The following is a 15,141-nucleotide window of genomic DNA, read 5'->3' as shown; positions in this document are numbered from 1 at the left end:
ATTTTGCAAACAACGGTAGTTATGAAAACCATTAAAAACACATCGCTCGAAGAATTCTATAAAGAAGCCGTAAACTTTACCGGCAAGGATTTAGATACTCTTTTACCTCCGGGTATAAGTAAAGAGGTAGGGCATTTTAATGTGTTTGATATTTCGGAAACCATAAAACAGGTAAAGCAAAAAAATGTAATGCCTTATAATAGGAGAGCCTATTACAAAATAAGCCTGATTAGAGGAAAAAACCGCGCCGAGTATGCCGATAAGGTAATTAACGTTGAGAAAAATGCCCTGCTGTTTGCCACACCAAAAGTGCCTTACCACTGGTATCCGTTAGACGAAAATCAGGGAGGATTATTTTGTGTTTTCACCCATGAGTTCCTAATCAAAAATAAAAGCGGATTGGTAATAGATGATCTGCCAATATTCCAGTCGGGTGGGTATCCTGTTTTTGAAATAGATGATGCAATGGCAGATGAAATAGAACTCGTTTTCAGGAAGATGCAAAAAGAAATCAATTCTAATTACGAATTCAAGTACGACCTGTTACGCAACTACCTTACAGAGCTTATTCATTACGGGCAAAAACTACAGCCTGCCTCTACCCTTCGGTCAGAGCAAAATGCATCAACACGTATCATTTCTCTTTTCATAGAGCTTTTGGAACGCCAGTTCCCTATAGAGTCTCCTACCCAAAAACTACAATTACGCACAGCAAAAGAGTACGCCGAACGGCTTGCCATACACGTAAACCACCTCAACAAGGTGCTAAAGGAAAGTACGGGTAAAACCACTACCGATATTATAACCGGACGTATTTTACAGGAAGCAAAGATTCTTTTAAAGCAAACCGACTGGAACGTATCTGAAATTGCCGATAGCCTGGGCTTTGAAGAGGTAGCTCATTTCTCTAATTTCTTTAAAAAACAAACCTCACTGGCTCCGCTTACCTTTAGATCATAACCCTATATTTGAATTTTACAAATAACCGATTGATGTTTGCAAACCGCACCGTAGCTTTTTGACGGAACTTTGTACCATAAAATAATAACAACTAAAAATTGAGTTTATTAATATGGAAACAAGAACCAAAATAGCTATAGTTACAGGCGGTAGCCGTGGCTTAGGAAGAAACATGGCAATTAGCCTTGCACAAAAAGGAATTGATGTAATATTTACTTATAACAGCAATAAAGAAAAAGCTGATGAGGTAGTTGCAGAAATCAAATCATTGGGACAAAAAGCTATTGCCTATCAGCTAAACACTGCCGATATATCATCTTTTGAAGGTTTTATTAAAGAGGCTACCAAGCATCTGGAGGAAAATACAGGAAGTCCTAACTTCGATTTTCTTATTAACAATGCAGGTACAGCATTATATTCCAGCTTTGAAGACACTACCGAAGAACAGGTAGATGAGGTTTTCAACATTCATTACAAAGGAGTGTTTTTCCTTACACAAAAGGCATTACCTTATATCAATGAGGGAGGGCGTATTATAAATATATCTTCCGGACTGGCTCGTTTCTCTTTTAACGGATCATCTGCCTATGGATCTATGAAAGGTGCTATCGAAGTACTTACAAGATACCTTGCTAAGGAATTAGGTCCGCGTAAAATTGCTGCTAACATTGTAGCTCCGGGTGCTATTGAAACCGACTTTGGCGGTGGCCATGTAAGAGACGACAAAGAGGTTAACAATCAAATAGCTTCTGTTACTGCCTTAGGGCGTGTAGGCTTACCGGACGATATTGGCGGAGTAGTTGCCTTTTTATGTACCGACGAAGCCCGTTGGATAAACGGACAGCGTATAGAGGTATCGGGCGGTATGATGCTGTAAAACATAATTTCTTTATTTTAGAATGAGCCGGACGAACGTCCGGCTTTTTGTTTATAAAAATTTTCTATCTTTAAATACATCACTCCTGTTAACCAACCAATACCAACATGGAAGAACTAAACTGGCTGAAAATCCTTATATCGGTTATTGCTGCAATCGGGTTATTTACTCATAGTCTTGAAGGCTTTTCAGACACTTTAAAAAGTGAAGCCAACTCAAAGATAAAATCACTGCTTACAACCCTGTCACACTCCAAAATAAAAGCTTTTTTACTGGGGTTTGTAGGCACCACTCATACAGTCCAGTAGTGCAGTAATTTCCATAGTGGTTTCGTTTGTAGACTCGGGGGTATTACTGTTTTAGAGTTCCTTGCCTATACTTTTAGGGAGTAACTTAGGTACAACAGTTACAGCATGGCTGGTTTCCTTCCAAATGGAAGCACTGGGCATTATACTGCTTGCCTTAGGTTTTGTAATGGGGTATTTCCCCGAAAGGATAAAACTGTATTCCAAACCCGTATTTTACATGGGACTTATACTTTTTAGTCTTGAGCTGATTAGCATGAATCTCACCCCTATTAAAGACAGTCCTGATTTGATAGACTTCCTTGGCTACGCTTCAAATCCGTTCATAGGAATATTGTACGGTATTGTTATTACAGCTATTTGCCAGTCAAGTTCGGTTACCGTTGGTTTAACTATAATATTATGTTCTCAGAATATTTTAGGACTCGATAGCGCTATAGGTATCATTGTAGGTTCTAACATAGGTACAACCACCACAGCCTTTATAGCATCGTTAAAACTTGGTAAAGTAGCCAAACAAACGGCATTGGCTAACCTTGCCTTTAATGCTATAGGCGTAGTGATATATTTACCGTTTTACAAACTGTTTGAAAACCTCATATTAAGCATATCATAAAGCATTACTTATCAGGCAGCACTGGCACATTTAATATTCAATTTAATTATCGCTATTGTATTATTGCCGGTTTGCCATCAGTTTGCATCATTGTTTAAACCTAAAGGAGAAATGTTACCCTAACCTTACATAACTATGGTTTTGAATATTTAAGCTAAATTTGCAGAAATTATCAAGAATCATGTCTGTTACTACCCACAATACATTACCCTCTACATCAGAGTTACTGCAAAAGCCTTTATATGTTTTTGCTTTGGAATCAGAAGCTACACATGAGTTTAAAGATGTAAACACCCTTTTTGTAGGCATAGGTAAACTAAACGCTATGTATAACCTAATGAAGAGCATACACGACAGCAAGCCTTCAATCATAATAAACTTGGGTTCAGCAGGGAGCACTTTACATAAAAGAGGCGATGTAGTTTGTTGCACTAATTTTGTACAGCGTGACATGGATGTAACCGCACTGGGTTTTGAAAAGTACCAAACGCCTTTCTCTGTACATTTACCTGTATTGGAATATGGTATTAAAATAGAAACCTTACCTCACGGGATATGTGGCACCGGAGACAGTTTTGTAATGAATCATAACACCGAAGATTACAATGTAATAGACATGGAAGCCTACCCGTTAGCACTTATAGCCAAACAGGAAAACATTCCGTTTTTATGTCTGAAATACATTTCAGACGGAGCCGATGACACCGCTGCGGTTGACTGGCCCGAAATGGTAAAAAATGCTGCCAAAGCACTAAAGCTTACACTAAACAATATCATTACAGAATAAAAAAAAACGGGGCTTATAGCCCCGTTTTCCTTAAACAAAATCACAAATGCAATTCTCTAATTGGTGATTGGTATGAATCGAACAGCCGTACCTCCACCCGGAGCTAAATTCAGGTCAAGAACAGAAGTACTGTTAACCGTCATTACATCTATACTTACCGGATAAGGGTTTTCTTTATAATCAGCACCTTCACCATCCCTGTATATTTCTGCCTTATAAGGCACTCCCTGTTTCAGGAAGTTTAACGGAACGGCTATTTTACGTGCATCACTGTTAGTTATAGAACCTAAAAACCATTCTTCACTATTGCGATCCTTACGGGCAATAGTTACATATTCCCCAATTTTGGAATCTAGTACTTTACTCTCTTCCCAATTGCACGGAACATCTTTAATAAACTGGAACTCTGCCCTACCCTTATAATTTTCAGGTAAATCGGAAGCCATTTGTAGCGGGCTGAATAGTACCACATACAAAGCAAGCTGCTTTGCAACCGTAGTTTGAACCATCGCTTTGTTTGGCGTTTCGTAATCAAAGTTAAAGTTACCCGGAGTAAAGTCAAACGGACCTGCAAGCATTCTTGTAAACGGCATAATGGTAGTATGCTCGGGAGTATTACCTCCGTCTGCCGACCATGCATTGTACTCCTGTCCTCTTGCTCCTTCCTGAGCCATCAGGTTAGGATACGTACGCCAAAGCCCGGTTCCTTTTACCGGTTCGTGGTTATCAATCATGATATGATGTTTCGCAGCTGTTTCTATCACTTTTCTGTAGTGACGCACACCAAACTGACTGTCATGCCATTCTTTTTTATCAAGATACTTGTTTACATATCCTGTTTTTACCGAATTAACACCAACCTTATTGTAAAGGCTGTATGCATCTTCCAGCTGGCTTTCATAGTGACTTGCTGCACCTGCAGTTTCATGATGCCCTATAAGACGTACATTTTTTGCAGCAGCATATCTTGTTATTTCTTCCAAATCAAAATCAGGATAAGGCTTTACAAAGCTAAAGGCAGTACCATCGGCAGTCCAGTCGCCGTCCCATCCTTCATTCCATCCTTCCACCAAAACACCATCAAAACCATTTGCAGCAGCAAAGTCAATGTACTTTTTGGTATTCTCGGTAGTAGCACCATGTATTTCTCCCTGTCCCCAGGTGTATTTATCAAGGTGCATACCCCACCATATACCCACATATTTCATTGGGGTAATCCACGATGTATCTTCAATCTTACATGGTTCGTTAAGGTTTAACGTTAATGTAGACATGGCAAGATCTCCTGCTTTTATTCCTACCATAACAGTTCTCCAAGGCGTTTGGAAAGGTGTTTTTGCATATACCTTAACACCATCTGCCCATGGCACTAAATCACTTTTATAACTATTCCCATTAGTTTTAAGCAGTGTCATGGAGGCAAAGTCGGTTAAGTTTGCTTCATGTATAGCAACAAACAGACTATCTTTTGTTTCAAAAGTCGCCGGAGTATTTATGGTATCGGTTTTACTTATTGGTGTTTTGCGGTAAAAGCTTTCATAGTAGCTATTCTCACTATGCACAGGTATCCACCATACATCATTATCAAAAGGGAATGTAAATTGTGTAACCTCATCGGCTATTTTAACCTCACCCATATTAGGCTGTTCCGGGAAGTAGTATCTAAAACCCAGTCCGTCGTCAAATACCCTGAAAATGATATCCATTAAACGACCATCACCTTTAGATTCCTTTAAGTGAACTACTAATTCTTTGTGGTTATCCCTTACAGTTTTAAACTCTCCCCAAGGTTGATCCCAGTTTTCATCAACCGATTTCTCTTCGGTGTTTACCACCTCAAAACCATCAGTCATTTTATTGGCCTCCTGAAATTCAAACCCCATTAACGAAGGCTCTATAACCGTTTTTCCGTTTGAGGAAAAACTATATTGTGGCTCTCCCTTTTCTGTTAGTTTAAATACCAGTTCGTTTGTATTTCCCGGAGAAGATATTGTATATACTTTCTCTTCGGTACCACATGATAATACCATTACCGAAGCAAAAGCCGTAAGGCACAACCTGAATAATTTATTTTTCATTATTTGCATTAATTACAATTGTTATTGAATTTCGTTTAGTAGCTCTATCGCTTTATCTGCTTGCATTGAAACAAAATAATTGAATGCCTTATCAAGCTTTTTCTGAATATCAGGATTGCCTTTATACTCTTTTCTTAAGTCGTAAAGTTTACTTATCTCATTAAATACATCTCCGGTGTTTTGCACTCCGGCAAATGTTTTTACTTTTTGTATGTAGCTGTAACCAAACTCTGCTGTAGGCTCAAACATGGTACCTTCGCCAAAGTCGTTCCAGGTTACCAGTTGCAGGTAATCAAGGTTAGCATTTTGTGCCATACTAAGAGTTTCGTCGAGCGTTGCTCCGTTGTTATGATCTATTGTCCAGCCAATAACGGTAGATGTACCGCCTTCGGCATAGTAATCATGAAAGCCCGGATAAGCGCTACCCATTGCCACATCAAGATTAGGCAGATTATTTACATAGAAATTATTAAGATTGGCATTATTCTCATAAACCCAAGAGTATTCGCCCGAAGCATTTTCACCTGCCTCGTTTGATTCATTCCATAAAGTAAGGAAAGTTGGTTTGGTACTAAGATTACTAAAAGCGGCTGTCCATTCCTCCGGAGTCTGCATCACAATAGGCCCGAAGTTTAGCAACAGTGGTTTGTTGTTTACTTTGATATACTCATCAGTATTAAAGTAATTGCTTTGCATATAACCTAAATCGGTTTTTGCTGCACCGGTAACTGTAGGGGCCAGCCCTGCCTGTACAATATCATTTAAAAACCTGTCTTCATATACTATGGCAAATTTTAATCCTACCTCATCCAGCATATCAATTAACTGCTCTGAGTTTTCCTTTAAAGCCTTAAAGTCATTAATATCGTAGGTTCCGTACCAGTCAATTAAAATACCATCTACTCCTGAATACTTCATCAGCAGTAAATGGTTCTCAATAACATCACGATCTCCCGAATGATATGGCCCTATTAAAGGGTAATAATGTGAAGCAATTTCTCTTTGCCCGTTAGCATTAACGTTATCAGGATTTTTATTTGTCATGGTCCAGTGGTAGCCCCACTGGTTGTTCCCACTGCTTTCTTTAGTTTCAAACCACGGCATGTAATGCATATAGATTTTGGTGCTGTTTGTTTTGGTAACAGCAACAGGATCAAATGTTTCCTCCTGACTTACCCCAACATTTTCAGTACCGCTATCGTCCTTACTACAGCTGTTACAGCTTATGGCTATAGCAATAACACCGCTTAATAATAGTGTAAAATATCTGTTCATTATTTAAAAAATATAAGCTTCAGTAAAGTAAAACATGCCGGCCTGCCATGAACTAACCCTAACATGGAAGACCGGCACTACTACTAACTTCTTAATAACCCGGGTTTTGTTGTAAATTCGTATTGGTAGACAATACGGTTTCCGGTATAGGGAAGATGGCTCTGAAAGGTTCTGTTGTACCTAATTCCCAGCCAGGCTGGAAGAATGTACCAAACCTGATATTATCTGTCCTTCTTCTTCCCTCAAATAGGAATTCCCTGCGAAGTTCCTGATCAATGAAGTCTAAATCTATTGCATCGGGAGTTTCAAGCCCTGCACGCGACCTTACCTGCTCCACAAACGGAAGTGCCTGCCCAGGCGAACCTAAACGAACATAACACTCTGCCTGCATCATAAGTATTTCAGCATAACGGATAACAACAAGATCGTGATCTCTTTCCCATTGTTCTCCCGGTTTCATTTCATATTTTCCTAAACGCACCCCTACATTTTGTGCAGAATTGGTAAAGTCAGGAATCTCTTCGGTATAGATAAGCGGTTCACCACTATCCATAATAATAACCGAACCTGTTGCAAGATTAATTTGCTCACCTTCCACCATTGCATTTCTTCTCACATCGCCTTCTTCAAAGCTCGAGAAAACACCCGGCTCTGCAGCCATACCATTAGCACTCCAAGGATAATCTCCTGTTGGCGAAATAGTAAACCTGTGAAGATAATGACAACTCATTGAAGACATATAGTTACCTACTGTGCCTGCTGCATTATCGTAAGGTATAGAAAGGATTATCTCTCCTGATGTTTGGTTCTCTGTGGCGAAGTTGGCAAAGTAATCTACCGTTAGTGAATAGCCCGATACATTTTGACACATATCGATGCAATCCTGCCAACGGGCCTGACCAATAAACGCCTCTGAATTAAGGTATAATCTTGCCAATAAAGCATAAGCTACATTTTTAGTAAACTTAGAATATACAATTTCTGATTTCAGGTAAGGTAACGACTCCAGTAACTCGGTTTCCACGAAGTCATATACTTCCTGACGTGTTGAGTTAGATGGTAATCCCTGATCTTCAAAATCTGTTACGATTGGCACATTACCAAACATGTCTAACAACATGTAGTAGTAATAAGCACGAACCGATCTAAGTTCTGCATATATAGGAGCTTTAGCCTCATCGGTAAGTCCTGATTTGTCTATCTGGTAAATAATAGAGTTTACTTTAGCAATACCTGCATAACAGTAACGCCATGCCGAAAGTATCATACCATCACTAGCTAGCCATGTATGGGTTTGTGCCCTTTGCCACTGCCCGCCATCAAACCAGTCGGTACCCCTTGTAGGGATAACAGTCTCGTCTGAAGTTACTGCGTTTAAAAAGAATACATATTCGCTACCCGGAAATGAATTTGAGATTCCGTCGCTAAACCCTCTAAGGGATGAGTAGGCCCCACCCACAAGAGCTTCCACTTCACTTGGTGTATTACCAAAGTTGTCGTCTTTAACTCTGTCATACAAATCTTCATCAAGATCTGTACACGACAGTGCAAAAAGAGACGTTAAGAATAATGCTGTTATTTTGGTTTTCATCATTTTAATTTTAGGATTATCAAATCACTTATTTAGACAGGGTGAAGTTTAGACCTACAGAGAAAGTTCTTGGTCTTGGAAAGTTATTAAACCTGTCCATACCCGGATTATCAAGACCTGTAAGGTTAACCTCTGGGTCTGTACCATCGTAATTTGTAAATACTGCAAGGTTTTCACCTAACACATATATTCTAAGCTTAGAACCGTTGTCCTTAAACGGAAAAGTATAACCAAGCGTTACCGTTTGAAGCCTGAAGAAAGATGCTTTCTCTATCCAGTAGCTTGAGAATGTTGGCGCTGAGTTGATACCCGAACCGATAAAGTCATCCGGAACGTTGTATGCCGGTAATCTGTTTGGAGTATAAAGCATCATGTTTGTTGCATTAAGCACTTCCTGACCAAACATACCGTAGCTGGTAAACCCAAAGTCGAAGTTATCGTAAGTAAAGTTCATACTAAGACCCATAATAAGATCCGGCTGAACATCACCAATAGCTTTATCTTCCTCACTTAAAATAAACTCTCCGTTCTCATCAAAACCTAAAAACTCTTTACCCCAAAATGTTCCTACAGGATAACCTTCGGCAATGATTTGAGAAAACTGGTTAGACATACCCGAAAGTCCGTGAAGTGAACCACTGTAAATTACATCTGTATCATACGTTTGGTTAGATAATTTTTCAATCATCTGTTTGTTATGAGAAAAGTTGGTGTTTACACTCCATGTAAACTTATCGTTATTAATAATATCTGCACTTAATGTAAGTTCTACCCCTTTGTTAGAAAGTTCACCTACGTTTGCAAGCATAGTACCCACTAAGTAAGGTGGCTGAGGTACCTGATAAGTGTATAATAAATCTTTAGTTGTTTTTGAGTAGTACTCAAACGAACCTGATATTCTGTTAAATAAAGTAAAGTCTAAACCTAAGTTAAGCTGTTGAGTTTCCTCCCATTTAAGATCAGGGTTAGGGTTTTGTGTTGGCGAATAAGCAAGGCTCCATGAATCTGTAGCTGGGTTGTAGTAGCTATCCTGGCCTACACCAAGTATTGAAAGTGATTTGTACTCTCCAATACCATCCTGGTTACCGGTAACACCGTAGCCTGCTCTTATTTTAAGGTTTCCTAACCAGTCGTTAGACCAGTCCATAAAGTTCTCGTCAGAGATTCTCCATGCTACCGATGCAGAAGGGAATACACCCCATTTGTTGTTTGCACCAAAACGGCTTGAACCATCTCGTCTTACAGTTGCTGTTGCCATATACTTACCATCATAAGAATAGTTTGCCCTACCGAAGAAAGAAACCAGGTTTGATTTCCCTTTGTAAGAGTAAACATCACCTAAACGGTAGTTGTAACCCGCTCCAAGATTATTGTAACCAAATAAATCTGTTTCAAAACCGCTACGCTGTGCTCCAAAACCTTCGTATACATTTTCAAGGTAAGAGTAACCCAGCATACCGTTTACACTGTGCTTACCAAACATTTTATTATAGTTAAGGTACGCTTCAATCTGTGCTGTAGTGTACTCACCATATGTTTTTTGTCCGTAACCGTTTTCGGTTCTGCCTTCAAGTACAGCATACGATGGTTTGTACTGATCGGCATTAAGAGCATTGTGTTCTAACGAAGTATTCACAACTGCTTTAAAGTCGTTAAACAGGTTAACTTCTGTTTTAAAGTAGCCTAATAACCTGTGTCTTTTACTATCGGCTGTACGGTTAGTAAGTATCTCAACAGGGTTTTCATATAATGTTCCTCCTACTGATGTAAAATCACCGTTTTCATCATAAACAGGAATTGTAGGGTTAAGGTTGAACGAACGCTCAAAAATTCTGTAATCTACGGGATGCCATTTGTCAATATTGGCCATTAAGCCCATATCAAATTTAATAGCTTTGTCTAAAGCATACTGGTAAACACTAATGTTACCGCTTAAACGCTCCATTCCCGAACGCTTAATGATACCCTCGTTATCAAAGTACTGAAGCGATGCACGAAGCCCGCCATCTTCAGAACCCGAATTAATACTAAGGCTGTGGTTTTGTGAATAAGCAGTTTGCTGAATTTCTTTTTGCCAGTTCGTATCTCCTCCATAATCAACAGCGTCCATTAGGTTATTATCACGAACATAAGCTCTCCACTGGTTTGCAGAAAGAAGGTCTAAGTTATTTGATGCTTTACCAACACTGGTAAAACCGTTATATACTACAGAAAGTCCTTTTTTGCCGCTTTTTGTTGTAATGATAATAACACCGTTAGCTCCTCTTGATCCATAAATGGCTGTAGCCGAAGCATCTTTAAGTACATCTATCGATTTAATATCTGAAGGTTGTACAACGTTAATATCTACACCAGCCACACCGTCTACCACGATAAGCGGACTGTTACTTGCCGTTAGCGAAGTACCACCTCTTAAACGAAGTGACGAACCACTACTTGGATCACCCGTATCCTGAACAACTGCTAAACCGGCAACTTTACCCTGCAGCACACGCTCGGTAGAAGTAACGTTACCTTTTACAAGGTCTTTTTCTCCTACTGTTGATATAGCTCCTGTTAAATCCTGTTTTCTCATGGTACCATAACCTACAGAAACCAGTTCTACAGCATCAAGTATTAAAGTACCTTCCTGTAAAGTAAGCTCAATGTTTGATGTATTTTCATCTACGGTTACGCTTTGTGTTTCATAACCTATAAAAGAGATTTCCAGCGTACTGCCCACAGTAGCTGTAATAACAAATTTTCCGTCAATATCGGTAGCTACACTATTTGTTGTACCCACCTCAATTACCGAGACCCCCGGCATACCCATACCGGTATTGTCGTTAATGGTACCCGATACCTGCTTTTTACCCTGTGCAAATGCAGCAACCGAAAGAAAAAGCATGACAAATGTGAGTACCAGCGATTTATTAGTCCACACCTTGTCCAGGCCTGCTTTAGTATTTTTACTATTCATCGAATGGTTTTTTAAATTGATTGTGGTTTATTAGTCCAGCTGCTTAAGCGGGATGGTAGTGTCTGAAATTGTTCTGTCGGTATTATCCTTAACCAGTACATGTATTTCGGTTACATCAACATTTTGCAGTGCAGACACCAGATTTACAAATCCTTTAATCTCACTTACACCACCTGTAATTTCGCCCGTAACCTCTACCGTACCTGCAGTAACCGTATAGATAAGGGTATTAATTCCCGGTTCGTTGTTAGTTCTTATTATCCCTAAAAAGTCTTTTTTACTGATTTGCTGAGGGAAGAATGTAAATACCGGTGGTGGTGGTGGAATAAACTCACCTGCGTAAAGTACCTGATCGGCTGTTGTTCCAGCCCAGTCATCCTTAACGAAAAGAAAAGCAATGTTTTCCATTACATATCCGTCGGGAGCTTCATAATATTCCTGCGGTATAAGATCCATTTTATAGATACCTCCACCCATGTTTTTTAACTGGGTTTTCTCAACCACTTCCGGGATCCATGACTGATATTCAACAGCTATATCCCAAAAGTTAAGTCCGCTGTGGAAATGTATACTTGTGGCATCTTCAAAACCTTCGGCCAGATTGGCATTGAAAAGTATACTTACACCTTCATCAATAAGCGGTGATGACGGGTATGATCTCCATAACTCTCCCGAACCTGCAAACGATGAATAATCAGTATACGCCATGCTATGTACTTCAGACTGTAGCGATCCTGTAAGATCTTTTAACCTGAACCAAAATCCGGCGCTGGCTGCAATATCTTCAGGAGTCATGTTAAAGTACTCTGTAGGAGTAAGCGTAAAGCTCCATATCATATCCCCTTCATAAGTAAGTTTTGCAAATTCTGAAGAGTTTTCCCAGTTTCCTGCATCCGGTTCAGACGGAGACCAAATCCATAAATAAACATCAGATTCTGCCGCAAACGTTGTAGTGGAAAGATCAAAAAACCAAGTCACTTCTTCGTCGTAAGCATATACTACAGGGAACGACCACATGTCGTTTATAGACCCTGCTGCCTCCTGTGCCCTGGCAACGCCCGGCAGTAAAACAAAGGCTAATACTATAAATTGTATAATTTTTTTCATGTTGTCATTAATTAACTGCATTTAACTTAAACGAATAAGACACAAACGCAATGCCTCCTGACTTCCTTACCAACTGAAGTTCCATTTGCTCACCGCTACCCGGTACGGCAACCAGTTTAAGTTCATCGGTCATTTGTGTTTTTTGAGCATCACTATATAAATAGATCTTTACTGCTTCGCCGTTTGGTTGTTGGAAAGCAGAGCTCAGCTTCCAGTATCCGTTTGCCGGAAATAAAGGAGGCACATCACCCATTACTTCATAAGTAGTAGGTTCCATATTATCGTCAACACTAAACCTTATTTTAAAATCTTCATAATTAAAATAAGCTCCCATGTTTTGTTCAGACGGTTCGATAGCGTTTGCCTTAGCATACTCATCTACCATATTTAAACTCATTAAACCCCAGTCGCCATCCATTTTCTCATAAATGGTAACAGGATCTACATAACTACCATCATCAGGATCATTACAGCCTACTGCAATAAGCCCCATGATAGCTAACCCATAAATAATTTTGCTTCTCATAAATGTTGTTGTTTTGTTAGGTAATTTAGTTACTCCCCACAAAAAGGATATGACGAAACTAGGTCTTAAAAAACTCTTAAAAAAAACATTCAACAAAAATCAAGATAAATCAAGGCTATTTTTTAAAATAAAAAATTGATATACAGATAATTAATAAATTATAAATATCTAAAAAATCAAGAAGATGTTTAGACAATTTCAAGCAGATAAAAAATCAAATTAATAAGAATATCAAAATTTAATAAGTATATTTTTCCTAATTGTTTATATATTAAATGATTTTTTTATTGAGTTGAAAATTTTTACCGTATTTTTACCCTACCGAAACAATCTGTTAAAAAAATCACTAAATTTTACCTTGATTAACAACTGCGCGAGGTAATGATGAGGTTATAACACCTTGTTATGCGCTATTACGGCAGCAATGAAAAAATACATCACCTTTCTCTTACTTTTTACCTGTTTCTCTTTGTTCAGTACACCAAAAGAGACCGACCCCGTATTACAGGAACTGGATAAAGTTCTAGCCAACAAGGAGCAGTATGTAAAAAAGAAGTATGCTGCCATAGGTGAACTGAAAGTACATATAGAAAAGTTTAAACTTAGCGATGACAAAAAAGCTTTGTACAATACCTATATGTCTCTTTTTGACGAATACAAATCGTTTAAATATGATTCTGCCTATTATTATATTGAGCAGGCAAAAGACATGGCTTTTCATTTAAAAGATTCAGAGCTGCTTGCCAAAGCCAAAATAAAAGAGGGCTTTGTACTACTATCCTCCGGATTGTTTAAAGAGGCTATAGACACGCTTTGCAGTATTAAAAATGAAGACCGACTGGATATAAAAACCCGTTATGAATATTTCTCGGTAAAGGCACGTGCTTATTATGACCTTGCCGATTATACCCGCGATCCCCGTTATAACATCAATTACATACAAAAAGGCACAAAGTATATTGAGCAGGCCATAATGATTGTAGACACCAATACTAATGAGTACTGGGCAGCCATTAGCCTGAAGCGCATGAAACAACAGGATCGCAAAGGTGCCGAATTTGCTTTTAGTTACTGGATTAACAATTACAAACTCCCTACAGAATATTATGGTATTGCCACATCAAGCCTCGGTTATATCTATTCTGAACAGGGTTTAAAGGAAAAAGGAATTCATTACCTGTGCCTCGCCGCTATTGCCGATGTAAAGAATGCCACTAAGGAAACCGTTGCGCTACGTAATCTAGCTAACGAATTATTTAAAAGCGGTGACCTTGAAAAAGCCAACAGGTACATTAACCTGGCAATGGACGATGCTACATTTTATGATGCCCGACACCGTAAAATTGAAATCTCAACCATACTACCTATTATAGAAAAGGCTCAGCTTAATAAGATTAAAGATAAGAACGATATACTGGAAGCCGTAGTGATACTACTCGCTGTATTATCGGTCATTATTATTATTTTTCTGGTTATTATCTTCAGGCAGCTTAAAGAACGTAATGCTTCACGAAAGGCAATGGCCGAATCGTATGCTAAACTACAGGAAATGAACAACAGTCTTAGCGAAGCTAATATCATTAAGGAAGAGTATATTGCTTACTTTATAAAGGCTACCTCCGACTTTATCAATAAGATTGACCACTTACAAAAAAGTACTATACAGAAAATAATTTCCAAAAAAACCGACGAAGTTATTAGCAGCCTTAAGCGTTATAATGTAAAAAAGGAAAGAGAAAACCTGTTTCGCCAATTTGACGAAATTTTCCTGAAACTGTTCCCTACTTTTATTGAGGACTTTAATGCGCTTTTCCCCGATGACCATAAAACCGTTATCAAAAAAGGGGAACTCCTAAATACCGAAATGCGACTGTTTGCCCTTTACAGACTGGGCATACAGGACAGTAACCAGATAGCCGATTTCCTCGAACTATCGGTATCAACTGTTTACACTTACAAAACCCGTATTAAGAGTAAATCACATTGTAAGGAAACCTTTGAGGAGAAAATCATGGCTATAAAAACCATATAACTTTATCACTTCACATTTTTTTCAGAAG

At 38.8% G+C, this 15,141-nt stretch carries 12 protein-coding genes; 6 read left to right on the top strand and 6 right to left on the bottom strand.

Annotated features, from left to right (window positions below; genetic code table 11):
• Positions 1-21 precede the first annotated feature (21 nt).
• From Q763_RS01155 to Q763_RS01140, 5 genes are all read left to right on the top strand, one after another.
• Complete coding sequence (locus Q763_RS01155) at positions 22-960, top strand: helix-turn-helix domain-containing protein (protein ID WP_035130191.1); 939 nt, start codon at positions 22-24, stop codon at positions 958-960.
• A 112-nt stretch (positions 961-1,072) separates the two neighbouring features.
• Positions 1,073-1,837: an SDR family NAD(P)-dependent oxidoreductase gene (locus Q763_RS01150; protein ID WP_035130188.1), complete on the top strand. Its 765-nt coding sequence runs from the start codon at positions 1,073-1,075 to the stop codon at positions 1,835-1,837.
• Between the two features lie 107 nt (positions 1,838-1,944).
• On the top strand, positions 1,945-2,145 hold the full coding sequence (locus Q763_RS17310; RefSeq protein WP_052123175.1) for a hypothetical protein: 201 nt from the start codon (positions 1,945-1,947) through the stop codon (positions 2,143-2,145).
• 61 nt (positions 2,146-2,206) lie between these two features.
• On the top strand, positions 2,207-2,758 hold the full coding sequence (locus Q763_RS01145) for a Na/Pi symporter (RefSeq protein ID WP_052123174.1): 552 nt from the start codon (positions 2,207-2,209) through the stop codon (positions 2,756-2,758).
• Positions 2,759-2,939: 181 nt separating this feature from the next.
• Complete coding sequence (locus Q763_RS01140; RefSeq protein WP_052123173.1) at positions 2,940-3,545, top strand: 5'-methylthioadenosine/S-adenosylhomocysteine nucleosidase family protein; 606 nt, start codon at positions 2,940-2,942, stop codon at positions 3,543-3,545.
• A 56-nt stretch (positions 3,546-3,601) separates the two neighbouring features.
• On the opposite strand, the gene Q763_RS01135 is transcribed toward Q763_RS01140, so the two are convergent.
• The 6 genes from Q763_RS01135 to Q763_RS01110 all read right to left on the bottom strand — a co-directional run bounded on the left by Q763_RS01135 (position 3,602) and on the right by Q763_RS01110 (position 13,081).
• A complete protein-coding gene (locus Q763_RS01135) occupies positions 3,602-5,623 on the bottom strand; it encodes a glycoside hydrolase family 97 protein (protein WP_035130186.1) in 2,022 nt (673 codons plus the stop codon).
• A gap of 21 nt (positions 5,624-5,644) precedes the next feature.
• The gene (locus Q763_RS01130) at positions 5,645-6,898 is read right to left on the bottom strand and encodes a glycoside hydrolase family 71/99-like protein (protein WP_035130184.1); all 1,254 of its coding nucleotides are present in this window, start codon (positions 6,896-6,898) and stop codon (positions 5,645-5,647) included.
• Between the two features lie 91 nt (positions 6,899-6,989).
• Positions 6,990-8,492, bottom strand: a complete 1,503-nt coding sequence (locus Q763_RS01125; protein WP_232297488.1) for a RagB/SusD family nutrient uptake outer membrane protein — start codon at positions 8,490-8,492, stop codon at positions 6,990-6,992.
• A gap of 25 nt (positions 8,493-8,517) precedes the next feature.
• Complete coding sequence (locus Q763_RS01120; protein WP_052123172.1) at positions 8,518-11,448, bottom strand: SusC/RagA family TonB-linked outer membrane protein; 2,931 nt, start codon at positions 11,446-11,448, stop codon at positions 8,518-8,520.
• A gap of 30 nt (positions 11,449-11,478) precedes the next feature.
• Entirely contained in the window at positions 11,479-12,555 is a 1,077-nt protein-coding gene (locus tag Q763_RS01115; RefSeq protein ID WP_035130645.1) for a hypothetical protein, read from the bottom strand.
• A gap of 7 nt (positions 12,556-12,562) precedes the next feature.
• The gene (locus Q763_RS01110) at positions 12,563-13,081 is read right to left on the bottom strand and encodes a DUF5004 domain-containing protein (protein ID WP_035130644.1); all 519 of its coding nucleotides are present in this window, start codon (positions 13,079-13,081) and stop codon (positions 12,563-12,565) included.
• A gap of 424 nt (positions 13,082-13,505) precedes the next feature.
• On the opposite strand from Q763_RS01110, the gene Q763_RS01105 reads away from it, so the two are divergent.
• Positions 13,506-15,113: a DUF6377 domain-containing protein gene (locus Q763_RS01105; RefSeq protein WP_035130180.1), complete on the top strand. Its 1,608-nt coding sequence runs from the start codon at positions 13,506-13,508 to the stop codon at positions 15,111-15,113.
• The last annotated feature ends 28 nt before the right edge of the window (positions 15,114-15,141 follow it).

The sequence above is a fragment of the Flavobacterium beibuense F44-8 genome (genome assembly GCF_000769915.1).
Lineage (GTDB): Bacteria > Bacteroidota > Bacteroidia > Flavobacteriales > Flavobacteriaceae > Flavobacterium > Flavobacterium beibuense.
Note: the sequence above shows the minus strand (reverse complement) of the source record. Positions and strands in the feature narration are given on the sequence as shown.

Excerpts from the sequence above, each read along its gene's own strand:
- Q763_RS01155 (WP_035130191.1), top strand. The coding sequence starts at position 22 with ATGAAAACCATTAAAAACACATCGCTCGAAGAATTCTATAAAGAAGCC.
- Q763_RS01150 (WP_035130188.1), top strand. The coding sequence starts at position 1,073 with ATGGAAACAAGAACCAAAATAGCTATAGTTACAGGCGGTAGCCGTGGC.
- Q763_RS17310 (WP_052123175.1), top strand. The coding sequence starts at position 1,945 with ATGGAAGAACTAAACTGGCTGAAAATCCTTATATCGGTTATTGCTGCA.
- Q763_RS01140 (WP_052123173.1), top strand. The coding sequence starts at position 2,940 with ATGTCTGTTACTACCCACAATACATTACCCTCTACATCAGAGTTACTG.
- Q763_RS01135 (WP_035130186.1), bottom strand. The coding sequence starts at position 5,623 with ATGAAAAATAAATTATTCAGGTTGTGCCTTACGGCTTTTGCTTCGGTA.
- Q763_RS01130 (WP_035130184.1), bottom strand. The coding sequence starts at position 6,898 with ATGAACAGATATTTTACACTATTATTAAGCGGTGTTATTGCTATAGCC.
- Q763_RS01125 (WP_232297488.1), bottom strand. The coding sequence starts at position 8,492 with ATGATGAAAACCAAAATAACAGCATTATTCTTAACGTCTCTTTTTGCA.
- Q763_RS01120 (WP_052123172.1), bottom strand. The coding sequence starts at position 11,448 with ATGAATAGTAAAAATACTAAAGCAGGCCTGGACAAGGTGTGGACTAAT.
- Q763_RS01115 (WP_035130645.1), bottom strand. The coding sequence starts at position 12,555 with ATGAAAAAAATTATACAATTTATAGTATTAGCCTTTGTTTTACTGCCG.
- Q763_RS01110 (WP_035130644.1), bottom strand. The coding sequence starts at position 13,081 with ATGAGAAGCAAAATTATTTATGGGTTAGCTATCATGGGGCTTATTGCA.
- Q763_RS01105 (WP_035130180.1), top strand. The coding sequence starts at position 13,506 with ATGAAAAAATACATCACCTTTCTCTTACTTTTTACCTGTTTCTCTTTG.